The sequence below is a fragment of the Streptomyces milbemycinicus genome (assembly GCF_002154605.1).
Taxonomy (GTDB): domain Bacteria; phylum Actinomycetota; class Actinomycetes; order Streptomycetales; family Streptomycetaceae; genus Streptomyces; species Streptomyces milbemycinicus.
On the sequence record NZ_MUNE01000187.1, the window covers coordinates 1 to 26,990 of the forward strand.

Here is a 26,990-nt window from a genome sequence, read left to right on the forward strand (position 1 = left end):
AGATGTGTATAGTAGACAGCCCCCGCCTCGCCCCCGGCAAACCCTCCCGAAGAACACGAAAACCCCACGGCAAATGCGCCGGGGGTTGGGCATGGGGTACAGTGTGCGACGATGCGACACCGGCGGATGGTGTCCCTCGCGGGTGTAGTTTAATGGTAGAACATGAGCTTCCCAAGCTCAGAGCGCGGGTTCGATTCCCGTCACCCGCTCCATGACGAAGGCCCAGGTCAGTGACCCGGGCCTTGTTTGTTGTCTAGACCTCTCCATGCCTCCCGTGCCCGTTGCGTGCCCGATGGACCCTGGGCCGCCTCACGCTGCGCCCGTACGCGAGCGTCGAAGACGGTCGCGCTTGGGCGCGAGCCTCGAAGATCACGGCCCTGGATCGGGCTACTGGGGGCAGGTCCGAAGCCCGCCCGATCCGCGGGCCAGCGCACGAGGCCGTGGCAGCTCCAGCCCAAAGCCGTCCGCCGACCTCGGTTACTGTCTGGAGGTCCGAGAGAACTTCGCCAAGCTCTTCAAGAGCACGGCCAAGACCTCTGATGGCGACTTGTTCGCGGTAGAACGCCCATGCCAATGTTCGCCGGAGTGGCCCGGCTTGGAGACGACGGCGAACGGTCACATGCTCCCGGCTCAGCCCTCCAGCCACTACAGCGTTCTCACGAACCCGGAGTCCGGACCGTTCGTCGCGCGCTGCGTCGGTTGTCAGGCGCGCTATCCCGACCCTTGGGTGATCCCGCAGGGTGCGCCGATGCCTTTCGACTGGGCTCGCGATTGAGTACGGGCCAGCTGTTTGCGGTGCAGCCAGCCGTACGCCCGCGATCGCGAATTCTGCACCAGATGCGCACCAGATGCGCACCAGACCGAGTGGCGCACCACGGTCAATAGGGGTCGCTCAGGAGTCGAGGCCGACGCTCTCACAACGTTTATTTCCGCAGCTCAGCACCGTTGTGACGACCAAACCATCCGTGATTCCAAGCTCAGAGCGCGGGTTCGATTCCCGTCACCCGCCCCATAGCGAAAACCCAAGTCAGCGACCTGGGCCTTTTCATAGGGACAGCCGATCGCAGCCGAAACCTCGACCGAGCGCATACTGGAGTATGCTTGACTCATGTCCGCCACAACACGCATCACCGTCACCCTGCCCACCGAGCAGGTCGCCGAGTTGAGGAAGCTCACGGACAACGTGTCCGGCTATGTGGCTGAAGCGGTGGCCCGCCAGATCCGGCACCAACTCCTCGGCGACGACCTGCGGCGCCATCAAGAGGAGCAAGGCGCCTTCGCAGACGAAGAGCTGGCCGAAGCCCGCGCCAAGATCTTCGGCACCGCCGACCGTGCCGGCCATACGGACGCCGCGTGAGCACACACTTTGAGACCGTCGTCCTGGACTCCCAGGGACTGTCCGCCTGGGTTGCCCAGGACCGCAAAGTTCTCGCGATGTTTCAGGTGTTCCACGGGATGGGGGCTGATCTCGTCGTCAGCGCCAACACCATCGTCGAAGTCAGCCATTCGCGAGTGAACCTCCCACGCCTGAACTGGGCCCTCTCACGGGTCAAGGTCGAACCCGTCACCGAACAGGCAGCCAAGGCTGCCGCCGAACTACTCAAGTCGGCAGGACTGCACGGGCACAAATACGCGATCGACGCCACCGTCGCTGAGGCAGCACTACGCCAGCCGCCACCAGTCGCCGTACTCACCTCCGACACCGACGACATGGCCAAGCTCTGCAATGACCGCGTGCGACTGATCGCCCTATGAGGTGCGGGCCTCTTAAGGTAGACAGATGCGCGGTGGACGACGCACTAGATCCGCACCAGATAGGGCGGTAAACACCGGTCAGTGACGGGTACTGCAGCGGGTACACCAGCTTGCTGTCGGCACTCGTTTACACTGGTCAGCGGCATGTTCAGCACCGACGGCCCGGTGATTCCCAAGCTCAGAGCGCGGGTTCGATTCCCGTCACCCGCTCCACGACGAAGGCCCAGGTCAACGACCCGGGCCTTGTTTGTTGTCCAGCCCTCTCCGTGGCCCCGTGCCCGTTGCGTGCCAGATCAGGCGCTAGGCATGCCGACCGATCGCCTTGCCAAGCCGGGCGGGCCGACTCCTCCCCCTCTCAGTCAAGACGACTCGCCGCCGTCAAAGTGGCGGCGGTCAGCAGCCCGCCGAGTGAGCTGAAGCGGACCATCTCCATGCGCACGAGAGGGACGAACACGTACCGTAGGGCGCACAGCGGACCTGCCGATCCTTACTGGAGACCGCGATGACCACGCCCGAACATCCGATGCACGACATCGCCGACAGTGATCCGGAAGCCCACCGCATCGCCCAGCCGGCGAGCACACCTGAGGAACTGCGCGCTGCTCTTGCGCTGATCGCCCCGGACGCACTGCCGACATTTGATGCCGAGCGCGCCGCGGCACTCCGGCAGTCCCGAGAGCAGGTGAGCGCGGCACCCATGCGTCGCTTCGTCGGGCAGTGGGCCGTCTACGTGGCCGTCGAGCGCCACCCGGACCGAGCCGCCCGCCTGCGGGCGCTGGAAGCCCGTGCGGCCGAGACCGACGATCTCCACGAGGCTCGCGAACTTGCGGCGGAGATCGGCCGCATCCTTGACAAAGCATGCGCTGAAGCCGGCATCGACCAGGAGCAGGGAGCAGCGTGAGCGACCGGGACCCATGGCGTTGGGAGTATGACCCGGACGCCGAGCACGTCGTGTCGGGCCTGCCCCCGCAGGTGGTCGCCGAGGTTGAACGCCTTGCGGGAGAGATGGTTGCACTGGCCGACGTCGGCGTTGACGTCACGGATCTCGGTCAAGGACCGCGACGGGGCGTGCCGGGCGGAGTGCGGCGCATCCCCCTGCTCGTCGACGGCTGGTTCTACGCGCTGCCCCTCCCCCGGCTGCGCCTCATCGCGATCACGCGAGTGATCCCCCCATTCTCCGATCTTTAGCAGGTGAACAAATCTCGCTTCGAGGGACTGGACCCCAGCGCGGACTGGTCGGCAGTGCGCCAGGTTCCGCACCAGAAGCGCACCAGATAGAGCGGTAAACAGCGGTCAATAACGGGTACTGCGGCAGGCGTGGCCGCTTGCCCACAGCACCCATTCGCGCTGGTCAACAACATAATCCGTGCTGACTGCCCGGTGATTCCCAGAGCGCGGGTTCGATTCCCGTCACCCGCTCCACTACGAAGGCCCAGGTCAGCGACCCGGGCCTTGTTTGTCGTCTAGACCTCTTCGTGCTCCCGCGCCCGCTGCGTGCCCGTGCTGTGTTTCGGAGTCGGTCAGCGTCTCGGTACGCGGGCGCAGAGGACACCCCCTTCTCAGGCGACGGTGTACTCGGCATCCCCGAAGTCCGCGACTACGCGCAGCCGACCTCCGAGTGCTTCGACATAGGAGCGGATGGTGGCCAACTCGGCACGGTCCAGTTCGCCGTGCTCGATCGCCGAGACCCGAGGCGCCGAGACTCCCATCGACGCGGCAACTTGGCGCTGGGTCAGCGCCTGCTCGCGCCGGACCTCTGCGAGCTTGTGAGCGCGCACCTCGGCAGTCAGCCGGTCCATCGCCGCCTGCTTTTCCTCCGCCGATCGCACCGGCAGCCCGGCAGTCTCGCGCCGCTCACGCGCCCTGCGCTTGGCCTCCTCCCAGCTGACCGTGCTCATTCATACTCCCTGGTTTCAGGATCGGCCAGATGCGCCTGGTAGCGCTTCTCGGCGATCGGGATGTTGGTCTCGTACCAGCCCTGCCAGTTTCCAGCTTTGTCGCCGACCACCAGAAGCACCGCCCGCCGCACCGGATCGAACGCGAAGAGGATCCGGATCTCACTGGCACCTGACGACCCTGGCCTCAGCTCCTCCAAGTTGAGCCGCGGCATCGATGTTAATGCAAGCGTTAACTCGTCATGCCCGGACCACCTCACGCACGATCACATGAGTACCGTGCCAGATGCGTGCCAGAACGAGCGGTGAACCACGGTCGACACGGGCAACCATCAGCCGCGCTCAAGTCACCCTTGTACTCGTTTCCGCTGGTCAACACCGTGGCCTGTCTCCATCACCCGGTGATTCCCAAGCTCAGAGCGCGGGTTCGATTCCCGTCACCCGCTCCACACACAGCAGAGCCCCAGGCCACCGGCCCGGGGCTTTGCCGTTGCTCGGGGCCGCTGGCCCCTCTGGCGACTCGCGACAACGCACCAAAACCCACCACAACGCGATCACGCTTGGGCCAGAGCGATCGAGACGCGTCGGGCCTTGTGTGGCGAACGAGGCGCGGGCGTAGGCTCAGCCCAGCGTCCGCACCAACGGCCAGGCTCACGATGACCACGTAGACCGCCGCCCAGGAGACGTTCCGATGACCGAGCAGCCCTCTGCCCCCGACGGGCCCCTGAGCCCCATGCCGGCGCTCACTCCGGCAGCGCTCCGGGCAGCGGTTGCCCAGATCGCCCCCGCCCAGTTGCCTTCCTTCATCGAGCACCTCGACCGCGCGGTTGAACAAGCCGCCACTCAGAGCACTATCGCTCCGTTGCGTACCTTCCTGCTGTGGTGGGGAGAATTCGTTGCCATCCAGCGCTACCCCGCGCGAGCCGCCCGCCTGCGCGAACTCGAAGCCGCAGCGGAAGAAGCAACGGACCTCGAGGCCCTGCGTTCCGCACTCGCTGGAATGCGACAGATCACAGATCTGGCGCACCGCGAGATCTCCGCGTGAGCGATGACTGGACCTGGGACTACGACCCCGATGCCGAGCATGTCGTGGGCGGCCTGCCGCACGAAGTCGTGGCCGAGGTAGAGCGCTTGGCTGAACACATCCCCGGCACAGCCCGTGCCGTCACGGACGCGCGGTTGCGCGTTGTTGCCGAGTTGCGACTCCAGCCGAGCGCTTCCCCAACTGCGCCTTCCTGATGCGGAGTACGCCGCGCGCCCATCACGCGGTGACGACCGTGTGATGCCGATCTTCTCGCCCCGCAACGACGCCGCATGGCACCGTCTCGCATCCGACGCGGAAGCCCTGACACCGCACGATGCCGGCTCCGGGACAGGTCGTGGGAGTGGCAACCGCAGGTCGTCTGGGGGAACGGCTGCCGGCTCACTCGGTCTTGACGGGGGTCAGGCTGAACCCGTCGTTGGGCTTGCCCGCAAGGAGGTCGGCCAGCCCGCCGCTGAGCGCGTACGTCGTCCCGTCCGGTCCCGCGGTCACGTCGCTGGTGACGGGATCCTCGACGGTGTCGGTGACCTTCACCGTGGCCTTCTTCCAGCCGTCACGGGGCTCCACACGCTGGATCTGGGCGGGCTTGCCGGTCAGCAGACCGCTGCTGACCGCCGCGATCGAGCCGTCCTTCAGGAGCCGCATGCCGGCCGTGGGGGACCCCAGCGGCGCGGAGAGCTTCACCTCCTGCGCCTTTTCGGGATGTTTGACGGGCACCCGTACCAGGGAGCCGTCGGCCATGGCGATGATCAGCTGGTTTCCCTCCACCCACTCCACCGCTGACATGCCCACATCGTTCAGGAAGTCGGGAATGTCAAGCGTGCCCTTGAGCAAGTCGTTCTGCAGAAATACCGAGGCGCGGCCCTTGCGGTCGATGCGGAACACCGTCGGGGTCAGCTCGTCGACGGCGTATGCGGTGCCGTCGGGCGCCACCGTCACGTCGGAGATCAGGTGCTGCTTGCCGTCCAGGGTGACCGCGGTCAGATCGACGCACCAGTCCTGCTTCCCGCTCTCCAGGTCGTAGCTGCCCACACCGGCGACGCGGAAGGGGGCGTTCTTCTTGGAACGGTCGGCGGTGCCGTAGTCCACATTGCTGACCAGGATGCGGTCCCGTTCGCGGTCGACGAGGACGGCCTGCGCCGACACCATTTCCGGGTCGTCGATGAGGGTGCGCACCTTCCCGTCAGGACTGACGGCGGAGACCGTGCCGTGCTTCAGCGACCCGGCGAAGAACGTGTTCGACCGCGCGTCGAAGTCCAGCGAGTGCGGGAACACGTTCGAGCCGTCGGCCTTGATGGCGCTGAGCTTCTTCTGCTTGGCCTGCTCGGTCCGGGTCTGCTCGGCTCCGGATGTGGAGCCGGATCCGGCAGAGGAACCGTTCACGGCCAACGCCGTCCCGGTGGCCACGGCGGCGACAAGTACCGCGCCCGCGATGGCGAACTTCAGCTTCGTCTTCTTCATTGTTGTCCTTGTTCCTCGGGAGGGTTGGGGCCGGCGTGTACTGCGGTGACCTGCGTGGGTGTCACTCGGTGATGTCGCGTCCGAGCAGGGCGGCCAGCCGGTCGAGCGCGGGGGCGTCTTCCGGAGCGGTCCGGGACGGCGCGAACGGAGCGCCCGGTCCGGACGGCAGCTGTGCCGTGAGGCCGCGGGCGAACTCGGTCTCCCGCTCGACCGTGGCCTCGTCGAACAGGGCCTTCTGGCCGATGGCCCGGGCCAGATCCCAGCCGTGCATCAGGTGCTCGATCGTCTGCAGATGCAGTGCCACAGCGCCGGGCACCTCACCGATCGGGGCCCGCACCGTGCGCTCCAGCGCTCCCGGACCCTCGAAGGCGGCCACCAGGGCGGCGGCCGACGTCCGGAACGTCTTCTTGAGCGCTTCCGGAGCGGGGTCGGGCGCAGGCAGGGGTGGCTGCGCCCCCATCGCGACGGCGAACGTGTGCTGTCCCGCCACCAGATGGTCGACCAGCTGCTGGACGTTCCAGTCGGTGCAGGGCGTGGGCGCGCTCCACCGCTCCTCCTCCACGGCCTCGACCAGGTGGGCGATGGTGTCGATGACCCCGGCGAAAGCCGTGACGGGTGTGGTGGACATGGGGAACCTCCAGTAGGGGTGAAAGGGTGGCTGTGCGGGCCTCTGCGGACGTTCTTCCGCGATGGAAGGGGGAGCCGGCTACGCGCCCCGCCCAAGATCAATGTCAGCGTGTGTCCGCCCATCGCGTGCGAGCGCCGAATGCGTGATGCCGGCGGGCGGGGACACAGGGGAGAGGACAGAGGGGCGGCAGCGTCATCGGCGGCCGGAAGGCGTGCGTGACGAGGCCCCCGCGGCACTCCCTGCCGGCCTCGGGCCGGAGGCTGTCGGGTGATGTCGGGTGATGTTCAGGTGTGACGCTCTGAGCGGACTGTGGCTTTGCGACGGCCGGACGGCCGGATCAGGGGTGTACGGAAGGAACGACGTGTGCGGGGGTGCCGGCGGCGGGGCGGGCGGTCGCCGGCATGTCCGCGGTGGGTTGGAGGGTCTGGTTGAGCAATCGCAGTGCCGCCTGGGCGGCGGAGCCGGGCGCCGCCGTCGTCACCACCAGCCGGATTCCCTGCCCCCGGGGCACCGGGAGCGAGTGCTGCAACACGTCCAGCTCCCCGACCATCGGATGGCGCATCCGGTACTCGTTCATGCCCCAGGCGCGCACCCGGTGCTGAGCCCACAGCGTGGCGAACTGCGGGCTGCGCATCGTCAACTCGCCGACGAGGGAGGCCAGATGCGGGTCGTCCGGATACTTGCCGACCGCCTGCCGCAGCTTGCCCACCACATCCCGTGCCTTCCTGGGCCAGTCCGCGTACAGGTCCCGCGTGTGGGCGTCCAGGAATACCATCCGGGCGGTGTTGGGTCGCGTGGCCGCTTGATCCGGGCTGTCCGGGGCCAGATGCCCGGCGAACAACGCATGCCCGGTGCGGTTCCACGTCAGGATGTCCGAGCGCTGGCCGAGGACCACCACGGGTGAGTCCCCGAAGGCATCCACCAGTTGGCGCACCGCCGCGGTGACACGCTCGGCGGGGAGCCGGCGACGGCTCTGCCGGACATCACCGGACAAGGTGTGCAGGTGGCGCCGCTCCGCGTCATCCAGCCGCAGAGCCGTGGCCAGCGCGTCGAGGACCTGCGGCGAGGCGTTGAGCGACAGCCCCTGTTCCAGCCGGATGTAGTAGGCCACGCTGACGCCGGCCAACTGGGCCAGTTCCTCACGCCGCAGCCCCGGCACCCGCCGCCGGTCGCCGTAGTCCGGCAACCCCACGTCCGCCGGCTTCAACTGAGCCCGGCGCCGGGACAGGAACTCACCGAGGAGGGATTTGCCGCGCGCTGTCTCATCCATGCGACCGAGTATGGACAGGCTCTCTCCATCTAGCCTGCCCCCGCGAGTAGCAGGCGCGAAGCCGCCGAGCACCTGGCGCCTGAGATCTCACGGATATCGCCGCGGCGCGTGCCGCCGGAGCGAGACAGCTGCCGGCGCGGGTCGAAGGCGAGCGACGCACCAGTCGCCCGCCTCATCTTCTGCGGCTCGACGACAAGCCCGCAGCCATCTACCTGGCCGGGCTCAGCACCGCCAGCATCTTCCTCTGGTCCGATCGCTGACCCAAACGAAACTGCCTAAGCGCTCCGCGGGATGTGCGGTTCATCATCTGCGGCTCAGTGGGGGCTGGTCGCGCAGTTCCCCGCGCCCCTTTTGGGGCGCGGTAGCGCACCGGACTTCGCCGAGGGCGCTTAGTGCGAGACGTTGTCCCACGCGTCGCCCAGCCAGCTCTCGTGGCTCTCCTCCAGCGCGACGAGGGCGGCGATCAGCCGCTCATCCCACCAGTCCGCAAGGAGGGACAGCTGGAACTCGTAGCCGCCGTCGTGCCAGTCCAAGACGGTCTCGCCATCGATCCGCCACTTCGTGCGCCGCGGTGTCCGCGGCGCGGCGCCGCCCCCGAAGATACTCAGGAAGGCGAGGGCCAGCTGTACGGGCCGGATCAGCCACCACACGACCCACCAGAAGGGGTGCCCCTTGTGGCCCACGGCCGCCTGGCGGCCGGTCTGCTGTACGGTCCAGCGGGTCCTGACCCGCCCGCCCCTCGCGGCCGGTTCGCGGACGATCGAGCCGAGCGGCGCCCCGGACTCGTCCACCACGTCGTAAGCCGCCGGGCGGCCCTTGGACGCCGTCCTGGTGACCACCGTCGCCAGCTTCCGCTCCCGGTGAGGGTCGGCCCACAGGACGATGGAGCGGCTGCCCGCTCGCTCCCCTTGTCTTTGTCCGCCGTGGCCGTAACGCGATCGCCGGGACCCTATCGGGCTCTGCCGACACCGGGCGGTGCACGATCCGGGCAAGAAGCTCCGGCGGGGGCGTCGGACGCTGATCCGCACCGACTCCGGCGGCGGCACCCACGAGTTCGTCGCCTGGCTCACCCGGCACGGACGGTGGCTGTCGTACTCGGTCGGCATGACCATCACCGACGCCATCCACCAGGCCGTCCCCGGGGGCTCTGCCCTATATCCGATTCCTCCCTATTCCCCTGTGTCCAGATTCCCCTGTGTCCAGTTCCCGTCCATCGCCGTACGACAAGACCGCTGGCCGACGCCGCCAACCCCGTGCCGGACGCAGGTGAACGGGCCCGCAGCCGGACTGCACCAGATGCGCACCAGAACGGGCGGTCAACCATGGACAACGACGGCAGTGCAGTTGCTGCGACGAGTTGTTCGCTGAGCGGCGTTCTTGCAGGTCAACATGTATGAACAGGCTCCAGCACCGGTGATTCCCAAGCTCAGAGCGCGGGTTCGATTGCCGTCACCCGCTCCACGACGAAGGCCCAGGTCACAGACCCGGGCCTTGTTTGTCGTCTAGACCGCGCTAAGCCTCCTGTGCCCGTTGTGTGCCAGACGATGCACCGCACGTGCCGACCGGTCGCCTCGCGGCTGGCGTTCACTCCGTAGGGCGCTCGGCTGCGATATCAGCGCCGTCGGCAGGCCCCGTCAGGCATGCTGGAGCCCTGAGCAGGTATGCAGCGGCGAAGCCGTACGTACTGCCGGAGTCACTCGCCGAGCTGGACGGGCCCACGACCGGCGGCATCACGCTGCCGCGCCACATCGACTGGGGACCGCACTACGTCTACGACCTGGCCGACGAAGCAGACTTCCGGCTGATGTACGAGCGCGTCATCCGCGAGGCCCAGACACGCGACGACCTCAACGCGTACCTGCACGCGGTATCTCTGCGACGGGTATGGCAGGACCTGTTCCTGCCCCTCCCGGTCAGGGCCGCATGGGAAGCCCGCTTCCCCGAACTCCGCGAGTCCAGCACGACGGCAGCCGCTGCCCAGTGGACGAACTGCACCGCCAGCTGATCCGCATCGGCCTGGACGCGCTCGCCAAGGACTACGGATACGCACTCGCGGGCGGCTGCGCTGTCCAGGCTCACCACATCGTCAACCGAGTCAGTGACGACGTGGACCTCTTCGCGCCCTTCGAGAGGGCGAGTCGTGAGATGAGCCAGGCCGCGGAGCGGATCACCACCGCATACGAAGCTGCCGGATACAGCGTCGAGCAGGCCCATGTGACTCCCACCTGCACCAGGTTGAACGTCACCGACCCAGCCTCGGGCGCGCAGAGCAAGGTGGAGCTCGTCGCTGAATTCCTGCACGACACACCAGTTGAATCCGACCTCGGCCCGGTACTCCACCGCGACGACGTCGCCGCAGGCAAGACCAGCGCACTGTTCACCCGAGCCGAGGTCCGCGACGCCATCGACGAGAAGTCGCTGATCACACGGGGGCTCAGCGGCCCAACGCCCCGGAGTACAGTGAAAACACCGGGAGTACTTCGCACACCGGCTTATATGCGGGTGTCGTTCTCGGCGAGCAACAACACCGGGACGTTGAAGATGCGCCCGGGGACAGGTCCGCGCCATGACCGTGACCATCGACCGTACGACCACGTATGAGCGCGTAACCTCGCCACCGGCCCGCCTGTCCCTGGCTCCGGTGAGCCCGGTTCCAGGCCTTCTGGACGGTGCGTGGTGGCCTCGCTCCCGGGATCTCCTCCGTGAGCTGCCCGCCCTGACGGACGTGCTGGACGCACGCTGGGGCCGTATCACTCGCGTCTCCGTGAACCCGACACACTGGCCCGTGATCCCGCGCAAGGTGCCGGTGACCGGGCACACGGTGCACGTGGGCTGGTTCACTGACGAGCAGGACCCACACAAGTTGATTCTGCTCTCCTACACCGCAGGCCGCTGGGACCTTCTGGTGATCCCGCCGGAGACGAGTGAGGCCGCCGCCGCCCGGCTGATGGCCGCCGCAGCGACCGCCGACGGCCTCCTCACCGCCAGCGGTCTGATGGCGAGCGAGACCGCCACCCGTGACGCCCGAGAGGCGCTCACCCGGGAGGAGGAGTGGGAGACCGATGGCGGGCCCGCCCCTACGGCGGCCGGCAGCCGAACCCGACCGGACTCCTGAGCTCCGCCCAAGGGAGGTGAGGATGTGGAGACCATCATCACTGTGTTCGTGATTATCGCCATGATCATGCTCGGAGTGCTGCTGATCCATCTGCTCAATGCCCAGCACAACGAGCGGATCGCAGCATTTCACTACAGCGATGCCCTGGCGGGAGTCGGCCGACGGAGCCGGAAGAGCCGACAGCCGGCAAGCCCGCCGGATCACCCGTCGTCACCGCCTCACCCCGAACACCGCGACGGGGCCGCGAAAGGTGCATGACTTCTCCTGGCCTGGGCCGGTGGGTGCGAAGCGTGGCCTCACGCCCACCGCCAGGTCTTCCTGATGAAACGAGATCACCATGCAACGACCCGAATCACCCTCGGCAGGGCGCGCCGAGGTGCGTATCGTCTCCGCGTCCCCCGAGGCCGCCCGTCAGGTCGCCGAGGTACTCCGTCGTTGCTTCGCCGGCACCGAACAGCGCAGCTACCCTGCCGGCACCGATGGCGGAACCCGGCTCCATCTCACCGTGGACACCACGCACACGGCAAAGCCGGCGCGGTCCTGGCTGGTAGCAAGTCGGCCCTCCGGACAAGACCGCACGCAGACGGATGAAGTCTGAAGCGATGCCCCTCAACGGGTGCGGGCAGGGCACCGCCGCCCCGTGTCCATGGACTCCTCGTCGGTGCCTTGTACGTGTGGACGGCAACCATGGCAACACTGCGCGAGCGGAAGAACTACCGCGAAGCGATCATGAAGGCTCTGTACGAGGCCGTGGAAGGCAATCGCCTCCTTGGCATCACCGGGGCGAAGCTGCGCGACGAGCTCCAGGTCCCTGAGCAGGATCTGGCGGCCGCCTGCGCATATCTGGCGGGCGAGGGGCTCATCACAGTCGACTGGGCACGAGGAAATACACCCGCGATGGCCACGCTGACACACCAGGGGATCCGGCTGATGGAGGGCGAAGAGGAGGAGGAACGTGGCTGACGCGGCGCGGGGCCTTTCCACCCAGGTGCCGTATTACCCAAAGTGTCGGTGATGCCGGAAAGCACCTCAGGCATAGCATGGTGAGTGGGCCGGTGCACTCTCACGTGCAACCGACCCGAAAGGGCGGCCCCGGTGTGTTTACGCCGGGGCCGTTGTGTCGCCGTCGGCGCGACGGCAGGGAGCAGGACAATATCCACGAGTGGCGCGACCGCGACGCTGTCGTCCCGAAGAGGTACAGGGTCGGCGCGCGTGATCCTCGCTCTGCCTGCGCCTCGACGGTGCGAACACCGCTACAGGCCAGGAAACAGGACGCGGTACCGACGGCTGCGGCTGTGCAGCTCACGGCGATCTTCAGAGTGCGTCGCCGGGCTGATGCGGGAACCACGGCAAGACGCCTCCGGCGGGGCGCGCACATTGCGCTTCGGCCGCCTCAGCCACCGGTCGCGCTCCGGCGACCTGGCGGCAGGTGTCGCAGACCCTCATGTGCGCGATGCTGGGGTGGAGGAGGCAGCAGGAGCAAAATGCGGCGAACAGCGCTGAGGCTCGCCTCTGTGTGAGGCGCTGCGGCGAAACGAGGTCGCCATGACGGAAGGTGAACGGGACTTCCGTAAAGTCACCGTGGATCGGTCAGAGGGATTCGGTGAGCGGCTGCTGGGTGTGCTGCTGGACCGGGCTCACGAGATGCCGCCCCAGCTGATCGCCCCGCTGGTCGCGGAGGAAGTGGGCAGGATCGGCGGGCGGGACGTCTCGATCCTCCTTCAGGACTACGACCAGCTGATGCTGGCTCCCCTGCCGGGCATGAGACTCATGGTCGGGGAGCCCGAGCGGATCGACGATTCTCAGGCCGGCAGGGCTTTTCTCAGCGCGGCGACGGTGGAACAGCCGCAGGCCGATGGCGTACGGATGTTCCTGCCGCTGCTGGACGGCAGCGACGTGGTGGGGGTGCTGGCCGTCACCCTGAGCACCGTCGATGACGACGACCGGCGGTTGCTGCGGCGCCTGGCCGGCCTGGTCGCCGACATGCTGGTCACCAAGAACAGCTATACCGATCAGTTCTTCCAGGCCCGGCGCCGTGAGCCGATGAGCCTGGCCGCGGAGATCCAATGGTCACTGCTGCCCCCGCTGACCATGGTCACCCCGCAGGTCTCGGTGGCCGGAATCCTCGAGCCCGCCTACGACGTCGCGGGTGACAGTTTCGACTACGCCCTGAACGACAACATCCTGCACGTGGCCGTCATCGATGCCATGGGTCACGGGCTGGACGCCGCCGTGCTGGCCACCGTCGCCATCGGCGCCTACCGGCACGCCAGACGCACCGACGTCGGCCTCGCCGACCTGTACATGTTCATGGACACGGCCATCGACAAGCAGTTCGGGCCCGACCACTTCGTCACGGCCCAGATGATGCGCCTCGATATCGGAACCGGCCACCTGCAATGGGTCAACGCCGGGCACCCGGCACCCCTGCTGATCCGTGACCACCGCGTCGTCCAGGCGCTGGAGAGCCCGGGCACCCTGCCCGTCGGCTTCGGCGGCGCCATCCCGCAGATCAGCGACCAGGCGCTGTCCCGCGGCGACCGGATCCTCTTCTTCACCGACGGTCTCATCGAGGAGCACCGCACCGGCGAAGAGCAGTTCGGCGAGGAGCGACTGCTGGACTTCGTGGACCGCGCGGGGTGCGTGGGCGAAGGCGTACAGGAAATGGTACGCGGCCTGTCCCACACCCTGATGCAAGAACGCGGCGGGGTCACCACCGACGACGCGACGCTCTTCCTGATCGAGTGGTGCGGGGGCACCGCCGACCATCTCGTCACGGCAGAAGCATGACCAGCAGGTTCCCCCTGGCTCCGCGGGCGGGGCGTGGCGGCCCGACGCCACGCCCCCACAGGGGCTCATCGCGGCCTCGCCCCACCTCACCGCACCCGCCCCGACGCTGCTTCGGCCCCCATCGTTGGTCTCAGCGGCTACGGGAGCGTTCGCCGCTGGGCACCCCGGCACGGAGACAGCCACAGCGGCTGGACGCGGCGCTCGGGCTTGCTTCTGCAAGGCAGGCCGCGGGCCGGGTGGGCTTGCAGTCGATGCATCCCGCTGAACCGACGGAAACGAAGAGCCTTCTGCGCATCCGCTGGCCTCGTGCCCTATCCATGCCCTTCGCAGCAGCCAGCAGCGGTCAAAAACGGCGCAGTCAAGCCCCGCACACACGCCCTTTGGGCCACGTTTTCCCTGGTCAGCCGCACTACAGCCCCTGAGAGGGTCATTGATTCCCAAGCTCAGAGCGCGGGTTCGATTCCCGTCACCCGCTCCACGGCGAAGGCACAGGTCAGCGACCGGGGCCTTGTTTGTTGTCTAGACTTCCCCATCCACATGCCGCTGAGCCCCAGGCCGACGCCTCCTTCGCTCTGGCATGCCCCGGCGACCCTCCCCTGCGGAATAATCGAGTCATGGCATCAACGCCCAGCGTCTCCGAGCTCCGCCGCACCAAGTTCGCACGGCGGCTACCGGCTGAGCTCTCGGAGCTCGCCGGCCCGGCCCACGGCACTGTCAGCCTGCCGCTGCACATGGCGTGGTCCGGGCTCACCCAGTTCGACCTCGAGCGGCCCCGCCTCAGGATGAGCTTCTACCGGATCGTCCTGGCCGAGGGCATGCGCGACGATCTGGTGCAGTACCTCAACCATGACCTGCTGATCAGCATGTGGCCCGTCCTCCGCACCTTGATCAGCCGCGATATCCGCGACACCTGGGAAAGCGCCTTCACCGAGCTGACTGCCCACGCGACGGCTGTCGCGTGAACCTCACAGACCTGCACCGCCGGCTCCTCGCGGACGTACTCACCGTTGGAGGCCCCTACCCCCTCGTTCTCACCGGCGGCTACGCCGTGCAAGCGCACGGGCTGGTCGACCGGCTCAGTCAAGATTTGGACGTCGCTACCGAGAACCCGGAACGGATGGAGAACATCGCGGCGACGGTACGCACGGGTCTGGTGCTTTCCCTTGAAGACGTGGTCGGCACCAAAGTGCGCGCGCTGGCCGACCGCGGGCTCGCACGCGATCTGATCGATGTCCGGGCTGCGGCTGACCGATGGAGCCACGCCGAACTGGAAACACTCGGCCGCCGCCATGCCCGCGACACCTTCGACCTCGACGACCTCCAAGCCCGGCTCACCAGCATCGACTGGATCGACGACGCCGAATTCGCCGCCTACGGCCTGGACGAAGAGTCAACCGCCGAGTTGCGCAGGTGGGCGCAGTCGTGGGCCGACGACATCACAGAGCGACTTCACGAGCTGGAAGTTGATGACGACATCTGAACCGCCCACCACCTCGTGGCATTTCAGCGTTGCACCGAAGAAGAGCAGTCTTAAGGTCACCTGAGGTCGGCCTGCTCCTCCGCCCCGCCTTCGCCCCGCTCTGGCTCGACCGCCCGGCCGCGCGACAGCAGCGGGCCCTTGGCTATAGAGAAGAGCGCCGTCATGGCTGAGGGGCGGCTCCGCGCCTTTACGCACCTCCCCGGTCCGGGTCCCGCGTCGGACAAGGCCAGGGGGCACTCGTGCTCATGGCGAGCAGGTTCAAAGCCTGCCCAAGCCGCCAACGAGCGTACGGCCCCCTGACCATGCCCGACCCCAGACCGGGCAGGCCACCGCCCAAATCCGCTCCGTAAGTTGTTAAGCGGTCCGGGAGAGTTGGGTGTGGCTCTAAAGCCGCTCGCCCACAGTGGCGCCGGTGAAGTGGCCGCCCGGCTCTCCGGGCGGCCTTGGCCGCTGATTGGGATGTGCGGATCGGTCGCTCGACAGCAAAATCAAGCAGCTGTTTGAGTTCTGTCCATGGCGACAGAACGGACAGATCAACGCCGCGAGGCCGGCCAGCGGACGCGGGACGGCCTGTTGGCCGCCACGCAGGAGTTGCTCGCGCGACGCGGTCAGGAGGGTGTGACCCTCCGCGAGATCACAGATCGCGCGGGAGCCAACGTCTCCGCGGTGAGCTACCACTTCGGGTCGCTGAAGGCGCTGTGCGATTCGGCGATCGAGAACGCGCTGGAGCGGTATCTGGACGCGCAGATCGACGAGGTCGCTTCGCTCGTCGCCGCATCCGGCGTCGAGGATCTGGCCGCGGCGTTCGCCAGGCCGATGATGCGCGCACTGGCGGCCGGCGGACGGGATTTGGCGGTCATGCGGACGGTGGCTCGAGTCGGGATCGACCCCCCTACTTCCGCATCCGGTGCGCGGCCGGCATGCTGAACTGGCTCGCGTTGGCGCCCATAGGTACCGAACTGGCCGCCGAGCCCCCTGAGCAGATCGAGCGGTGGCTGGTCTCCGTGTTGGCCGGGGCGTTCCGCGGCTCCCCGAACGTCGGCTGAACCGGGCTGATACCGCCGGCCCGGAACAGTTCAAATGAGTGCTTCACAGGGTCGAGCCCGCGTGCACAGCTCGCCTGGACGCGTGCCCTTAAGAGCGGGCGACAACGGCGCGAACGCCCCCTCGCAGGTCAACGATGACGCGGCCGTCCAAGCGCCGCCGTGCCCTCACTCACACCGAGACCTCCGACTCCGCGCTCGGCACGTTCGCGTTCCGGTCCTGTCGGTCGGCGTGTGAGTGTCGAACCGGCCTGGCTGCCCCATCGTTCCCACCGAGTCGACCTATCGGGAGCCTTCGTGACCATGCAGGTAGGGCCGCCGGTTGTGATCGCGCCAGCGCCTTGTTAGCGGCGCGTTAATGGAACGGTAGCCGTCATCGGCAAGGTGAGTACCACGCCGGGCGAAACGTCGCTGGGTGCAGTACTCCGCTGATGACGAAGAAGGTCTTCCCATGCTGATCGCCCGCCCCCGAGTCCGTATGGTCGCCGGAGCCGGTCAGCTGGTGACTGCCGCGATGCTCGCCACCGCTCGCCAGTCCTCGGACGACGCGAGTGGTCAGTCCGGTGACTCGTCTTTCTCGGGGGTCGTGCCGGACGCGTGGTAGACCACGGTCAACAGCGGGTACCGGGGACTGCTCTCGTTTACCCGGGTCAGCGCACTGATCAGCCGTGATGGGCTGGTGCCTGCCAAGCCCAGGGCGCGAGTTCGATTCCCGTCACTCACGGGGCGTTACCGATATCTCACCTTGCAGCAACGACATTAGGAGTTCGTAGATGCTTCGCAAGCGCTCACTTCTGATCGCCGCCCCGATCGCGGCTGTCGCCTTGACCCTGACTGTCGCCGGTTACCAGGCCACTGCGGCCGGGTCGTCGCCCTCGGGCGGCGCAGGACGGTCCGGCAAGGCCACCGAGGCGACGGCCCCCTGCCTGGTCGGCGCCACGACGCTGGTCGGCGATCTCGACGGTGACGGCCACCCGGACAAGATCACGAATCCGGGGCATACCGGAACCAAAATGACGATCCGGTGGGGGGCCGCGGACGGTTCGTTCGGCGAGAAGCAGGCCGTCAGCAAACTCTTGGGCGCGAAGAAGGGGGAGGTCGCGTCCGCCGCGGTCGCCGACTTCCAGAACGACGGCACCCTGGACATGGTCGTCAACCTCGTCGAGCCGTCCGGCATCGACGACTCCTCGACAGCGCGCGTCGCGGAATACCGCCCCGGTCCGCTCAAGCGGGCGAATCTGAGCTCCGCCGACTCCCGGCACTCCGACATCGGCGACCACGGCGAGGTCCAGCAGCTCCGGATCGCCGACTACGGCGACGACGTCTACCCGGACCTCGCGATCCTCAACAACCCCGGTGACGGGCAACTGGATCGGGACGTGCGCCTGTCGCAGCCGGACAGCGGCCCGGGGAAGTACGACTACGAACTGATGCAGAAGTACGGCGAGTACGGGTCCACGGCCGAGCCGCCGGCCATGCCCAGCGGCGGCTGGGCCCAGTTCTACAAGCCCTGCTCCTGACCACAACCGGCCGCCGTCGGCCCTCCGGACACCGGAGGCGCCGGGGCGGCCTGGTGCATGAGGGTGGAGGGGCCGTCCTCAGCCCAGCAGCCAAGATTGGGACGTCGCTTTTGTCCCAGCATGGGGCAGGTGCTCGGGACGAACTGTTCTTCACTGGCGCCCGCCGCTCTTCATCAGAGGATCACTTCGCGCAGGCAGCGCGCCGGAGGCCCCGCCGCTCATGCGCAGCCGCTCGACCAGGAGGGGCAGCCCGACGACGACTATCAACCACACCTGTACGTAGAGCCTGTCGCCCTCCATCGCTACCGGGTGGGCTGCGGCCGTCAGCAGGCCCGTACCGCCCACGGCGATCAGGCAAAGCGCGATGGGCACCGAGCGGCTGATCGCGCCCCAGGCGCCCAACGCCAGGAGGAAGAGCAGAGAGGGAGCCAACGCCTCTCCCTGTAGCCACTGCCACCAGTAGTTGACATCGAGCCGGACCAGTCGGCGCCATGGGTCGGCGACTTCGGAGTACGTCCAGTGGAGGGAGAAGGTGTCCTGGAGCGAATCCTTCAATCCAGGCAATCGGAGCACCCTGCTCATCGCAAAGGCGGCCAAGGACTCGAGGAGCGAGACGATGAGCAGGCAGTGCGTGCCCTTGTGCCGGGCCTGTGGAACGAAAATCAGCGCCATGGCACTCGCCGCCACCAGGCATGGCGCCACCAGGGCGAAGCTTGAGTACTTGACCGCGAAACCCAGCGCGAAGGCCCCCACGGACAGCAGAGCCCCCGCCGCCCGCCGCCCGTGGCACAGCCACACCGCACCGAGCAGCATGGCCGCCATGAGGGCGATCATCGGGCCTTCCGTCATGGGCCGACTGCCCCACAGCCCGATGGGCGTGACGTAGTACAGGCACTGACCGAGCCATGCCAGCAGAGGCGGTGCACGCAGCGCTCGCAAGAGCACCAGGACCAACAGCCCTCCGAGCGCCGTGAAACCCAGGGCAACGGCCGTCAGCCCCGCCTTGGCCCCCAAGAGCCGGACGAACGGTGCGGCCGCCAGTGGATAGGCGGGGCGAGCATGAAAGAGGGCCTCGTACCGCGGATTGCTGGGGTTGAGGCCATCCGCATGCTGAGCCAGGCAATCGGGGAACTCATAGCGGCGCACCGGGGCCCGGAACTCGATCTGATGCAGCATGCGGTTTCGCTGAAGCATGGCCGCCGTGTCCGCGCAGTAGGCCCGCAGCGCTTTGCCCTGGGCCTTCTGGTAGGGGTCGCCCAAGAACTCGTACGCTGAGCGAGCGTAGCGGTATGAGTCATTGGAGAAGCGTGTGCCTGGATAGGCGAAGACGTGCAACAACACGAAGACAACGACCGTCAGTAACGGGATGACCTTGTGTATTCGCATCACGATACACAGCCTAAATGTGAACAAACAGGGCAACATCTCGAATGGTCCACCAGGGTATTCCAGCATTCGTTTTCGCTGGTCAGCGGCGTGATCAGCGCCGTCAAACCGTCGGCTCCGCCCAGATGTCGGGCGGGATGACGCCGATGGAGCGCCCGTGGGGGTCCAGGAGGTGCCCGAGGAGTTTGTCCTGGCGCAGGGTGAGGGCGCGGTCGACGATGTCGAGGCCTGTGGGACTTTGGCCCAGAGGGTGACCGCGACGGGCCAGCCGCCGAGGGGGCGGGCGAAGTCGCAGCGGAAACGTAGGAGGCCGCGGCGGGTGAGGTGTTCGACGCGGCGTTTGGCGGTGTTGAGGCTGACGTTGAGGTCGTTGGCCAGGGACTGGTAGGGAGCGCGGCCGTCGTGGGCGAGTCGGGTGACGAGGGCACGGTCGAGGGGGGTGATCTCTCCCGGGGCGACGGGGGTTTGGGCTGGGGGTCGTTCGGTCAGCTGGGCGCGTTGGCCGGGGGCCAAGGCGGCGATGCGCCACCGGCCGCCCTCGGTGAACATGTGGGTGACGATACGGGCCTGCACGGTGGTGATCCCGGGAAGGTGCGGGAGCAGGTCGAGGGTGTAGCGGGACAGGGCCAGGAGGTCGCGGGTGGCGACGGTGGCGAGGATGTCGTGGCCGGCGGCCGCGCGCTCGATGGTGAGCATGTGGGGGTGGGCGCCCAGCGCCAGGGCGACCTGGGCGGTGGCTCCCGGAGCACAGTCGATCACAACGAAGGCCACGCAGATCTGCTCGAACAGGCGCGGGCCGGGTGAGAACCCCACCCAGGCGGCGCGCTGCTCGGACAGGCGGCCGAAGCGGCGGGCGACGGTGACCGGGTCCACACCCAGAGCGCGCCCGAGCTCGGTCCATGAGGCCCGCGGCCGCAGCTGCAGGGCGCTGATGAGCGCCAGCTCGTCCTCTCTCAGCAGCGTCGGTGCAGCATCCTGCATGAGCTCCGCTTATGAGTCAGAATTCTGCGTTTTGCGGCTTTCGTTCGTCACTCTCCCATTGTGGACTTCGAGAGCCCGCACCCGGCGGGCGTGCAGGAGGACCGGATCATGGCTTTCGCCGACTACCAGAACGAGATCTACTTCGACGGGCTGCGCGGGGTGCTGCCAAACCTGCCCATGACCTCCGACGATCTGGAGCCGCTGGCCGAGGCGGCGATGCCGCCCGCGGTGCGCTCGTACGTGGCCGGCGGCGCGGGCAATGAATACACCCAGCGGGCCAACATCACCGCGTTCGAGCAGTGGGGCCTCATCCCCCGCATGATGGTCAGCCCCACCCAGCGCGACCTGTCCGTCGACCTGTTCGGGATGCACCTGCCCACACCGCTGCTCATGGCACCGGTCGGCGTGGTCGGTCTGTGCGCACAGGACGGCCACGGTGACCTCGCCACCGCCCGCGCCGCCGCCCGTACCGGCGTGCCGATGATCGCCTCCACCTTGACCGTCGACCCGATGGAGCAGGTCGCCACCGAGTTCGGCGACACTCCCGGCTTCTTCCAGCTCTACACCCCCACCGACCGGGAGGTGGCCGAGAGTCTGGTCCACCGGGCCGAGGCCGCGGGCTTCAAGGCCATCGTGGTCACCCTCGACACCTGGATCCCCGGCTGGCGCCCCCGTGACCTGGCGGCCAGCAACTTCCCCCAGCTCCGCGGCCACTGCCTGGCCAACTACACCAGCGACCCGGTCTTCCGCTCCCGGCTCGCCAAGGCTCCCGAAGACGACCCGGCCGCGACCGTGATGCACTGGGCGAAGATCTTCGGCAACCCCCTCACCTGGGACGACCTGCCCTGGCTGCGGTCGATCACCAACCTGCCGCTGATCCTCAAGGGCATCTGCCACCCCGACGACGTCCGTCGCGCCAAGGACGGCGGTGTGGACGGCATCTACTGCTCCAACCACGGCGGCCGCCAGGCCAACGGCGGCCTGCCCGCGCTCAACGCCCTACCGGAAGTGGTCGAGGCCGCCGACGGCCTGCCGGTCCTGTTCGACTCCGGCGTACGCACCGGGGCGGACGTGATCAAGGCCCTCGCCCTGGGTGCCACCGCGGTCGGCATCGGCCGTCCCTATCTCTACGGCCTGGCTCTCGCCGGCGCTGACGGCGTCGTCCACGTCCTGCGTTCCCTGCTGGCCGAGGCCGATCTGCTCATGGCCGTCGACGGCTACCCCACCCTCGCCGACCTCACCCCCGACGCGCTCCGCCGCCTCATCTGACCACCGCGACAGCCCCACCCGACGACCCGCCTTACGAGTTGAGGCCCTCAAGTTATCTCCGGTGCAGCGGAACTGATCCAGGGACCCGGCAGAATCGCTGGCTCCCCCTGCGGAAAACATGTGAGGATTACTCGCGGCCGGTCGCACGGAATCCATAGGCGGCTGCGCGAAAATACCGTTGGGGAACAATGCGTACACACAAGGCCGCGGCCTGTCTGGTCATCACGGGTGCCCTGCTGGCAGGCTGTTCGGACGACGGCGACAAGGACGGCGCCGGCGACAGCATGGTGACTGTCGAATTCAAGGTGACGGGGGATTCGCCCGCGAGCGTATACATCCCCGGTATCAACTCGGACCTCTATACCGACACCAAGAACAGCAGCGGCGATACGGACCTGGATCTCGACGAGGTCAAGACGCCGTGGTCGAAGAAGTTCAAGGTGAAGCCGGGAAGGTCGCTGTCGCTGCAAACGGGTTCAGTGGACCCGAAGAAGGAAATCGGCTGCCAGATATTCGTCAATGGCAAGCTCATGGACGAGGAGACGAAGAAGAACAAGCCCGGCTCCACCCTCACCGCCAGCTGCACGAGCTCGACCTCGGGGTGATCGGGGCATAAGGCCACCAGGAGAACTCGCCACGGGGGATGCGGATCAGGAGGCGTTGACCGGGTTGACGTATGTGCCCGGGTGGGTGGCTCCGGACTGGTCCAGGAGGCGGCCGCCGTAGGGCCAGCTCAGCTCGTAGTGCGACTTCTGGTCCGGCGGGGTGACCAGCACCGTCGCGGGCACGACCTTGCGGGCGCCGGTGTCGGTCGTGGGCAGCAGCTGGATGGTGAAGTAGGTGTGACCGCCCGGCTTCAGCGTGACCCGGGAAGGCTTCTCCGCGGAACGCTGCAGGTCCCAGGTCTTGCCGAAGCCGTCCTTGATCTGCACGCCGGGGAAGCCGTACATGGTGCAGCTGCTGTCGCTGGTGTTCTCGAACTTCACGGCGGTGGTCTGCTGCTCGTCGCTGGACATGACCGGGGCGCCGCCGACGACATCGGCGTACCACTTGGCGCTCAGTTGGCCGGTGGTGCAGCTACCGGAGTCCGTGGGCGCGGCGGCGGAGGGCGAGGGCGCGTTGGCTTCCGCGTTGTCCTGGCACGCAATCAGTCCGAAGGCGGCAGCGGTGGCGACCACCGCGGCGGCGGTGACCTTGCGTAGGTGGCCAAGTGCGGTGTGGCCCGACATGGTTCCCCCTGCTGTCGTGGGCGTCGTCGTCCCCGTCCTTCGAGGCGTGACAGAACACTGTCGGGCGGCGCTGGTGATCCGCTAACGCACCGCTAACAGGCCGCCGACCTGCGCGTTCCCGCCCCGCCCAAGGTGCCGGGCCCTGCCCCACCTCACCGCCTGGGTCCAGCGGATCGCCGCCCTGCTGCGCGCCCGCTGGCCGACGCGGACCAGGACTTCACCGACCCCGTGCGATTCCCGCCCTATCAGCCTCGGCGCTGACGGCCTTCCGGGCCGCAGCGCGGTCCGGAAATCTTCCGGAACTTTTCGGAGACGCCTGCCGGGATTCTGATCTCCGGACCGGAGATTCCATTAACCGCCCCGGAGTCGACCAGCCGAGAATGGTCAATGACCAGGGGCTATGCCTTCCCAAGAGATCTCCGGCCGGGACGGAGTTTCCGTAATCCTTGCGGAAACTGTTGACACTCAACGGAGCCGGTTCAACACTGACGGCACGCCACGCCGATGCGCGGTCGGCGTCACCCGGGCCATCGACAGGCCCGCCGGAACTCACGCCAGAACCCGCCAGGTCGTATCGCGCTGCCTGGCCACCCGCCGGCCTTCATGAGGAGAAAGTCATGCACGAGGACAACGCCCCCGCACGCCCGGTCAACCGCAGGGACTTCATCGGCCGCGCCGGCGCCTTGGCGCTGGCCACGACCGGGCTGATGCTCCCCGGCACCGCGTACGCCGACACGACCATCACCACGAACCAGACCGGCACCAACAACGGCTTCTACTACTCGTTCTGGACCGATGGCGGCGGGTCGGTCGCCATGACCCTTGCGTCCGGCGGCAGTTACCGGACCTCGTGGACCAACTGTGGCAATTTCGTCTGCGGTAAGGGCTGGAGCAACGGCGGACGCCGGAGTGTGAACTACTCCGGCAGCTTCAACCCGTCCGGCAATGGCTATTTAGCTCTCTATGGGTGGACCTCAAACCCGCTCGTGGAGTACTACATCGTCGACAACTGGGGCACCTACCGGCCCACGGGCACCTACAAGGGCGCGGTCACCAGCGACGGCGGCACGTACGACATCTACATGACGACGCGCTACAACGCGCCCTCCGTCGAAGGCACTCGCACGTTCAATCAGTACTGGAGCGTCCGGCAGTCGAAGAAAACGGGCGGGACCATCACCACGGGCAATCACTTCGACGCCTGGGCCCGTTCCGGAATGAATCTGGGCACCTTCAAGTACTACATGATCCTCGCGACCGAGGGATATCAGAGCAGCGGGAACTCGAATCTCACGGTGAGTGGCTGAACGTCCCGTCCCCCGTTTCCGAGTAGTCCGAATCATTGAGCTTCTTGCGGAGTTCGTCGGCGGCCGTGTGGTCGATCTCGTCGGCGATCCTCAGCGCCTGCTGCCATACGGACCGGGCCAGGTCGGGTGCGTTGCGCGCGCCGTGGCTGTCGCCGAGGTGGCTGAGGATCTCGACCTCCCCGCACCGGTCGCCGAACCCTCGCACGAGGTCGAGGGCGCGCTGGTAGCAGTTCACGGCGTCGGCGTAACTGCCCAGGTGGTGATGGGCGTAGCCGAGGCTGTCCCACGCCCCGGCCTCGGCGTGCCGGTTTCCGGACTTCTGGTTGAGCTCGACGGCCTCGGTGCAGTAGTCGAGCGAGTGCTCGTATTCGCCGAGCATGGCGTGCAGCCATCCGGCGTTGTTGAGCGACTTGGCCCGTCCGGTCCGGTGGTCCGCCTGCCGGTAGAGCGCGAGCGCCCGTTCGTTGTGGACGAGCGCTTCGCGCAGCCGGTCCTGCTCTACGAACACCCAGCTCAGGCCGCGGTACGCATGGGCCTGTCCCAGGCGCTCGCCCGCGCGGCCGTAGAGGTCGAGCGCGTGCTGGTAGTGGGTGTGCCCGTCGTCGAGGCGCTTGATCTGGGTGTAGGCCGCGCCCAGGCCGCGGTGGGCGTCGGCCTGCCAGGTCAGCTCGCCGAGCCGCTGTGCGGCGAGCAGCGCGGTGTGTTGGGTGTCGGCCCAGTCGCGCCAGTGGCCGCGGTAGTCGAAGAACGGCTCGAGGGCCTGGGCCAGCATCCATACGTGGGAGTCGAAGCCGAAGGCGCGGGCGAGGTCCATGGCGCCGAGCAGGAACGGATGCTCGACGGTGAACCACCTGAGGGCGTCCTCCTCGTCCGCGAACGCCTCCGGTGTGACGCCTGGTCGGGGGTCGGGCCGGGCGATCCGGTCCCCGTGCGGGTCCAGGAGCTCGGCGGCGGCGCAGGCGCTGTGGAGGCAGAAGTCCAGCAGGCGGTGGCGGGCGGACTGGCGGTGGTCGGTCGGCAGGGTCTCGGCCTGTTCGGCGGCGTTGAGGCGGACCAGGTCATGCATACGGTGGCGGTGCGGGGTGTGCTGCTGGAGCAGGTGTGCGGCCTGCAGGGTGCGCAGATGGTCACGGACCCGGGGCGCGGGGAGACCGGTGAGGCTCGCGGCGGCGGGGACGCTGATGTCCGGGCCCGGGGCGAGGCCGAGGAGGCTCAGCGTCTTCGCCACGTCGGCCGCGAGGGCCCGGTACGAGGAGGCGAACACGGCCCGCAGATCCGCGGCGACATCGCCGGTGTCCAGGGCGTCGAGCCTGGTGGCGGCCTCCTCGACCTCCTCGGCGAGGGCCGAGAGGGGGAGGTCCGGATGGGCGACGGCGCGGGCGGAGAGGATGCTGACGGCGAGCGGAAGGCCCCCGCATCGGTCCAGGAGCATGTGAGCGGCCGCGGGTTCGTCGGCCACGCGGTGGTCGCCGAGGTGGCGGGTGAGCAGGGTGCGGGCCTCGGTTTCGGAGAGTACGTCGAGGCCGAGGGCGCGGATTCCGTGGGTGGCGGCGAGCCCGGTGAGGCGGTGGCGGCTGGTGATCAGCGCCGTACAGGTGGGGCTGCCGGGCAGCAGGGGCCGGACCTGGTCGCTGTCGCGGGCGTTGTCGAGCAGCACGAGCAGGCGTTTGCCCGCCACCAGGCTCCGGTACAGCCCGGCCTGCCCCTCCACATCCGAGGGGATGGCCGCGGGGTCGGCGCCGAGGGCGTCGAGGAGGCCGCGTATGGCCGCCGCCACCGGGACGGGTTCTGCGGAGGGGTCGAAGCCGCGGAGGTTGACGTAGAGCTGCCCGTCCGGGAAGTCCCGCAGATGCTGGTGGGCCCAGTGCAGGGCCAGCCAGGTCTTGCCGATGCCGCCGGGACCGGTGATCGCCACGATCGCCCTGGGGTCTCCGGCCCCGGCCCGGCCGTCCAGGAGGCGGGCCAGCCGGTCCAGTTCATGGGTACGGCCGGTGAATCTGGGGGGCGGGGCCGGCAGATGCGCGGGGACCGGGTGGCGGGCCGTCTGAGGAGTGGGCGCAGGGGTGAGCTCCAGGTCCGCGGTGAGGATCTGCTGGTGCAACTGTCTGAGCTGGGGCCCCGGGTCGGCGCCCAGCTCCTCGGCCAGCCGGCGCCGGAAGACGTCGTAGCGGGTCAGCGCATCCGCGACGCGCCCGCTGCGGTACAGCGCCAGCATGATGTGGCCGGCCAGCCGCTCGTTGAACGGCTGCTCCTCGACGAGGGTGAACAGTTCGGCCAGCAGCTCTCCATGGCGGCCGAGCAGAAGCAGGGTTTCGTAGCGGTCCAGCAGGGCGGCCAGCCGCTCCTGCCGTAATCCCTCCCGTACGGAACCGAACCACGGGGTGTCGCAGGACGCGCCGAAGTCCCCCCGCCACTCCCCCAGCGCCTGATCGAACAGCGGCGCGGCCACCGATGCCTCGCCGACGGCCCGGGCCTGCTCGACCAGGGCGCGGAAGCGGTGCAGGTCCACGGAGTCAGGGGCGGCCAGCAGCGCGTAACCGCCCGGGCGCCGAGCGATCCGGCACTCGTCCTCGGCCACCGCCAGCACACCCCGCAAACGGGACAGATAGCTGTACAGCGTCCCCTTGGCGCGCTGCGGGGTGCCCTCGCCCCAGATCCGGTCGACGAGTTGATCGGCCGACACTGTGCGCCGGGCCTCCGCCAACAGCACCGCCAGAACCGAGCGCTGCTGCGCATGGCCCAGATCCAGCGCTTTTCCGTCGACATATGCCCCGACATCGCCGAGCACACGGAACTCAATCGGCATATCCCCACCCCCG

30 protein-coding genes, 1 tRNA gene and 2 pseudogenes are annotated in these 26,990 nt (G+C 68.0%); 24 read left to right on the top strand and 9 right to left on the bottom strand.

The window, feature by feature from the left end; all coding sequences use genetic code 11:
- Positions 1-138: 138 nt before the first annotated feature.
- The 5 genes from CCN51_RS16540 to CCN51_RS16560 all read left to right on the top strand — a co-directional run bounded on the left by CCN51_RS16540 (position 139) and on the right by CCN51_RS16560 (position 2,943).
- Positions 139-212, top strand: a tRNA-Gly gene (locus CCN51_RS16540).
- An 896-nt stretch (positions 213-1,108) separates the two neighbouring features.
- Complete coding sequence (locus CCN51_RS16545) at positions 1,109-1,357, top strand: type II toxin-antitoxin system CcdA family antitoxin (RefSeq protein WP_014178224.1); 249 nt, start codon at positions 1,109-1,111, stop codon at positions 1,355-1,357.
- Entirely contained in the window at positions 1,354-1,755 is a 402-nt protein-coding gene (locus tag CCN51_RS16550) for a PIN domain-containing protein (RefSeq protein ID WP_014178223.1), read from the top strand. Before CCN51_RS16545 ends, CCN51_RS16550 begins: the two co-directional genes overlap by 4 nt.
- A 502-nt stretch (positions 1,756-2,257) precedes the next feature.
- Positions 2,258-2,656 (top strand): DUF6247 family protein, encoded by a 399-nt coding sequence (locus tag CCN51_RS16555; protein WP_014178222.1) that lies wholly within the window; start codon positions 2,258-2,260, stop codon positions 2,654-2,656.
- Positions 2,653-2,943 carry a hypothetical protein gene (locus CCN51_RS16560; protein WP_014178221.1) on the top strand — a complete coding sequence of 97 codons (291 nt, stop codon included), beginning with the start codon at positions 2,653-2,655 and terminating at the stop codon, positions 2,941-2,943. The genes CCN51_RS16555 and CCN51_RS16560 overlap by 4 nt, the downstream gene beginning before the upstream one ends.
- A gap of 371 nt (positions 2,944-3,314) precedes the next feature.
- On the opposite strand, the gene CCN51_RS16565 is transcribed toward CCN51_RS16560, so the two are convergent.
- Together CCN51_RS16565 and CCN51_RS16570 are read right to left on the bottom strand one after the other, a co-directional pair.
- Entirely contained in the window at positions 3,315-3,653 is a 339-nt protein-coding gene (locus tag CCN51_RS16565) for an XRE family transcriptional regulator (protein ID WP_014178220.1), read from the bottom strand.
- Positions 3,650-3,853 (bottom strand): annotated as a pseudogene (locus tag CCN51_RS16570) (type II toxin-antitoxin system RelE/ParE family toxin); the annotation flags it as partial. The pseudogene CCN51_RS16570 and the gene CCN51_RS16565, both read right to left, overlap by 4 nt.
- Positions 3,854-4,341: 488 nt before the next feature.
- Here CCN51_RS16570 and CCN51_RS16575 point away from each other — a divergent pair.
- Positions 4,342-4,695 (top strand): hypothetical protein, encoded by a 354-nt coding sequence (locus CCN51_RS16575; protein WP_014178218.1) that lies wholly within the window; start codon positions 4,342-4,344, stop codon positions 4,693-4,695.
- On the top strand, positions 4,692-4,889 hold the full coding sequence (locus tag CCN51_RS16580) for a hypothetical protein (RefSeq protein ID WP_078610570.1): 198 nt from the start codon (positions 4,692-4,694) through the stop codon (positions 4,887-4,889). Before CCN51_RS16575 ends, CCN51_RS16580 begins: the two co-directional genes overlap by 4 nt.
- 184 nt (positions 4,890-5,073) lie before the next feature.
- Here CCN51_RS16580 and CCN51_RS16585 read toward each other — a convergent pair whose 3' ends face one another.
- The 4 genes from CCN51_RS16585 to CCN51_RS16600 all read right to left on the bottom strand — a co-directional run bounded on the left by CCN51_RS16585 (position 5,074) and on the right by CCN51_RS16600 (position 8,890).
- The gene (locus tag CCN51_RS16585) at positions 5,074-6,153 is read right to left on the bottom strand and encodes a hypothetical protein (RefSeq protein ID WP_014178217.1); all 1,080 of its coding nucleotides are present in this window, start codon (positions 6,151-6,153) and stop codon (positions 5,074-5,076) included.
- Positions 6,154-6,214: 61 nt separating this feature from the next.
- Complete coding sequence (locus CCN51_RS16590) at positions 6,215-6,781, bottom strand: TIGR03086 family metal-binding protein (RefSeq protein WP_014178216.1); 567 nt, start codon at positions 6,779-6,781, stop codon at positions 6,215-6,217.
- Positions 6,782-7,118: 337 nt separating this feature from the next.
- Entirely contained in the window at positions 7,119-8,051 is a 933-nt protein-coding gene (locus CCN51_RS16595) for a helix-turn-helix transcriptional regulator (RefSeq protein WP_014178215.1), read from the bottom strand.
- A 389-nt stretch (positions 8,052-8,440) separates the two neighbouring features.
- Positions 8,441-8,890: a hypothetical protein gene (locus CCN51_RS16600; protein ID WP_014178214.1), complete on the bottom strand. Its 450-nt coding sequence runs from the start codon at positions 8,888-8,890 to the stop codon at positions 8,441-8,443.
- Between the two features lie 151 nt (positions 8,891-9,041).
- On the opposite strand from CCN51_RS16600, the pseudogene CCN51_RS59970 reads away from it, so the two are divergent.
- The 14 genes and pseudogenes from CCN51_RS59970 to CCN51_RS16660 form a co-directional block, all read left to right on the top strand.
- Positions 9,042-9,188: pseudogene (locus CCN51_RS59970) on the top strand (IS1380 family transposase); the annotation flags it as partial.
- Positions 9,189-9,606: 418 nt separating this feature from the next.
- Positions 9,607-10,056 (top strand): hypothetical protein, encoded by a 450-nt coding sequence (locus tag CCN51_RS16610; protein ID WP_014178213.1) that lies wholly within the window; start codon positions 9,607-9,609, stop codon positions 10,054-10,056.
- Complete coding sequence (locus CCN51_RS16615) at positions 10,032-10,652, top strand: nucleotidyl transferase AbiEii/AbiGii toxin family protein (protein WP_014178212.1); 621 nt, start codon at positions 10,032-10,034, stop codon at positions 10,650-10,652. The genes CCN51_RS16610 and CCN51_RS16615 overlap by 25 nt, the downstream gene beginning before the upstream one ends.
- The gene (locus tag CCN51_RS16620) at positions 10,618-11,166 is read left to right on the top strand and encodes a DUF5994 family protein (protein WP_014178211.1); all 549 of its coding nucleotides are present in this window, start codon (positions 10,618-10,620) and stop codon (positions 11,164-11,166) included. Before CCN51_RS16615 ends, CCN51_RS16620 begins: the two co-directional genes overlap by 35 nt.
- A gap of 24 nt (positions 11,167-11,190) precedes the next feature.
- Positions 11,191-11,424: a hypothetical protein gene (locus CCN51_RS16625; RefSeq protein ID WP_014178210.1), complete on the top strand. Its 234-nt coding sequence runs from the start codon at positions 11,191-11,193 to the stop codon at positions 11,422-11,424.
- A gap of 79 nt (positions 11,425-11,503) precedes the next feature.
- Positions 11,504-11,764, top strand: a complete 261-nt coding sequence (locus CCN51_RS57410; protein WP_014178209.1) for a hypothetical protein — start codon at positions 11,504-11,506, stop codon at positions 11,762-11,764.
- 89 nt (positions 11,765-11,853) lie between these two features.
- Positions 11,854-12,129 carry a hypothetical protein gene (locus CCN51_RS16635; protein ID WP_014178208.1) on the top strand — a complete coding sequence of 92 codons (276 nt, stop codon included), beginning with the start codon at positions 11,854-11,856 and terminating at the stop codon, positions 12,127-12,129.
- A 582-nt stretch (positions 12,130-12,711) separates the two neighbouring features.
- Positions 12,712-13,956, top strand: coding sequence for a PP2C family protein-serine/threonine phosphatase (locus CCN51_RS16640; protein ID WP_014178207.1), 1,245 nt, complete (start codon positions 12,712-12,714; stop codon positions 13,954-13,956).
- Between the two features lie 614 nt (positions 13,957-14,570).
- Positions 14,571-14,918 (top strand): hypothetical protein, encoded by a 348-nt coding sequence (locus tag CCN51_RS16645; RefSeq protein WP_014178206.1) that lies wholly within the window; start codon positions 14,571-14,573, stop codon positions 14,916-14,918.
- Positions 14,915-15,436 (top strand): nucleotidyl transferase AbiEii/AbiGii toxin family protein, encoded by a 522-nt coding sequence (locus CCN51_RS16650; protein WP_014178205.1) that lies wholly within the window; start codon positions 14,915-14,917, stop codon positions 15,434-15,436. Before CCN51_RS16645 ends, CCN51_RS16650 begins: the two co-directional genes overlap by 4 nt.
- 513 nt (positions 15,437-15,949) lie before the next feature.
- Positions 15,950-16,363 (top strand): TetR/AcrR family transcriptional regulator, encoded by a 414-nt coding sequence (locus CCN51_RS16655; RefSeq protein ID WP_014178203.1) that lies wholly within the window; start codon positions 15,950-15,952, stop codon positions 16,361-16,363.
- Positions 16,357-16,482 carry a hypothetical protein gene (locus tag CCN51_RS59230; protein ID WP_014178202.1) on the top strand — a complete coding sequence of 42 codons (126 nt, stop codon included), beginning with the start codon at positions 16,357-16,359 and terminating at the stop codon, positions 16,480-16,482. Before CCN51_RS16655 ends, CCN51_RS59230 begins: the two co-directional genes overlap by 7 nt.
- Before the next feature lie 448 nt (positions 16,483-16,930).
- Positions 16,931-17,083 (top strand): hypothetical protein, encoded by a 153-nt coding sequence (locus CCN51_RS54970; RefSeq protein WP_014178201.1) that lies wholly within the window; start codon positions 16,931-16,933, stop codon positions 17,081-17,083.
- Between the two features lie 169 nt (positions 17,084-17,252).
- Complete coding sequence (locus tag CCN51_RS16660) at positions 17,253-17,999, top strand: FG-GAP repeat domain-containing protein (RefSeq protein WP_014178200.1); 747 nt, start codon at positions 17,253-17,255, stop codon at positions 17,997-17,999.
- A gap of 150 nt (positions 18,000-18,149) precedes the next feature.
- Here CCN51_RS16660 and CCN51_RS57415 read toward each other — a convergent pair whose 3' ends face one another.
- Entirely contained in the window at positions 18,150-20,366 is a 2,217-nt protein-coding gene (locus CCN51_RS57415; RefSeq protein WP_014178199.1) for an Lrp/AsnC family transcriptional regulator, read from the bottom strand.
- Between the two features lie 108 nt (positions 20,367-20,474).
- Between CCN51_RS57415 and CCN51_RS16675 the strand changes: the two genes are divergently transcribed.
- Positions 20,475-21,635: an alpha-hydroxy-acid oxidizing protein gene (locus CCN51_RS16675; protein ID WP_014178198.1), complete on the top strand. Its 1,161-nt coding sequence runs from the start codon at positions 20,475-20,477 to the stop codon at positions 21,633-21,635.
- Positions 21,636-21,823: 188 nt separating this feature from the next.
- Entirely contained in the window at positions 21,824-22,240 is a 417-nt protein-coding gene (locus CCN51_RS16680; RefSeq protein WP_014178197.1) for a hypothetical protein, read from the top strand.
- Positions 22,241-22,285: 45 nt separating this feature from the next.
- Here CCN51_RS16680 and CCN51_RS16685 read toward each other — a convergent pair whose 3' ends face one another.
- Complete coding sequence (locus CCN51_RS16685) at positions 22,286-22,864, bottom strand: DUF4232 domain-containing protein (RefSeq protein WP_014178196.1); 579 nt, start codon at positions 22,862-22,864, stop codon at positions 22,286-22,288.
- A gap of 617 nt (positions 22,865-23,481) precedes the next feature.
- Between CCN51_RS16685 and CCN51_RS16690 the strand changes: the two genes are divergently transcribed.
- Positions 23,482-24,171, top strand: coding sequence for a glycoside hydrolase family 11 protein (locus CCN51_RS16690; RefSeq protein ID WP_014178195.1), 690 nt, complete (start codon positions 23,482-23,484; stop codon positions 24,169-24,171).
- On the opposite strand, the gene CCN51_RS16695 is transcribed toward CCN51_RS16690, so the two are convergent.
- A complete protein-coding gene (locus CCN51_RS16695) occupies positions 24,155-26,977 on the bottom strand; it encodes an AfsR/SARP family transcriptional regulator (RefSeq protein WP_043487322.1) in 2,823 nt (940 codons plus the stop codon). The genes CCN51_RS16690 and CCN51_RS16695 overlap by 17 nt on opposite strands.
- Positions 26,978-26,990 lie beyond the last annotated feature (13 nt).

Coding starts and splice junctions, on each gene's coding strand:
- CCN51_RS16545 (WP_014178224.1), top strand. CDS start 1,109: ATGTCCGCCACAACACGCATCACCGTCACCCTGCCCACCGAGCAGGTC.
- CCN51_RS16555 (WP_014178222.1), top strand. CDS start 2,258: ATGACCACGCCCGAACATCCGATGCACGACATCGCCGACAGTGATCCG.
- CCN51_RS16565 (WP_014178220.1), bottom strand. CDS start 3,653: ATGAGCACGGTCAGCTGGGAGGAGGCCAAGCGCAGGGCGCGTGAGCGG.
- CCN51_RS16575 (WP_014178218.1), top strand. CDS start 4,342: ATGACCGAGCAGCCCTCTGCCCCCGACGGGCCCCTGAGCCCCATGCCG.
- CCN51_RS16585 (WP_014178217.1), bottom strand. CDS start 6,153: ATGAAGAAGACGAAGCTGAAGTTCGCCATCGCGGGCGCGGTACTTGTC.
- CCN51_RS16590 (WP_014178216.1), bottom strand. CDS start 6,781: ATGTCCACCACACCCGTCACGGCTTTCGCCGGGGTCATCGACACCATC.
- CCN51_RS16595 (WP_014178215.1), bottom strand. CDS start 8,051: ATGGATGAGACAGCGCGCGGCAAATCCCTCCTCGGTGAGTTCCTGTCC.
- CCN51_RS16620 (WP_014178211.1), top strand. CDS start 10,618: ATGACCGTGACCATCGACCGTACGACCACGTATGAGCGCGTAACCTCG.
- CCN51_RS57410 (WP_014178209.1), top strand. CDS start 11,504: ATGCAACGACCCGAATCACCCTCGGCAGGGCGCGCCGAGGTGCGTATC.
- CCN51_RS16635 (WP_014178208.1), top strand. CDS start 11,854: ATGGCAACACTGCGCGAGCGGAAGAACTACCGCGAAGCGATCATGAAG.
- CCN51_RS16640 (WP_014178207.1), top strand. CDS start 12,712: ATGACGGAAGGTGAACGGGACTTCCGTAAAGTCACCGTGGATCGGTCA.
- CCN51_RS16645 (WP_014178206.1), top strand. CDS start 14,571: ATGGCATCAACGCCCAGCGTCTCCGAGCTCCGCCGCACCAAGTTCGCA.
- CCN51_RS16655 (WP_014178203.1), top strand. CDS start 15,950: ATGGCGACAGAACGGACAGATCAACGCCGCGAGGCCGGCCAGCGGACG.
- CCN51_RS59230 (WP_014178202.1), top strand. CDS start 16,357: ATGCTGAACTGGCTCGCGTTGGCGCCCATAGGTACCGAACTGGCCGCC.
- CCN51_RS54970 (WP_014178201.1), top strand. CDS start 16,931: ATGCTGATCGCCCGCCCCCGAGTCCGTATGGTCGCCGGAGCCGGTCAG.
- CCN51_RS16660 (WP_014178200.1), top strand. CDS start 17,253: ATGCTTCGCAAGCGCTCACTTCTGATCGCCGCCCCGATCGCGGCTGTC.
- CCN51_RS57415 (WP_014178199.1), bottom strand. CDS start 20,366: ATGCAGGATGCTGCACCGACGCTGCTGAGAGAGGACGAGCTGGCGCTC.
- CCN51_RS16675 (WP_014178198.1), top strand. CDS start 20,475: ATGGCTTTCGCCGACTACCAGAACGAGATCTACTTCGACGGGCTGCGC.
- CCN51_RS16680 (WP_014178197.1), top strand. CDS start 21,824: ATGCGTACACACAAGGCCGCGGCCTGTCTGGTCATCACGGGTGCCCTG.
- CCN51_RS16685 (WP_014178196.1), bottom strand. CDS start 22,864: ATGTCGGGCCACACCGCACTTGGCCACCTACGCAAGGTCACCGCCGCC.
- CCN51_RS16690 (WP_014178195.1), top strand. CDS start 23,482: ATGCACGAGGACAACGCCCCCGCACGCCCGGTCAACCGCAGGGACTTC.
- CCN51_RS16695 (WP_043487322.1), bottom strand. CDS start 26,977: ATGCCGATTGAGTTCCGTGTGCTCGGCGATGTCGGGGCATATGTCGAC.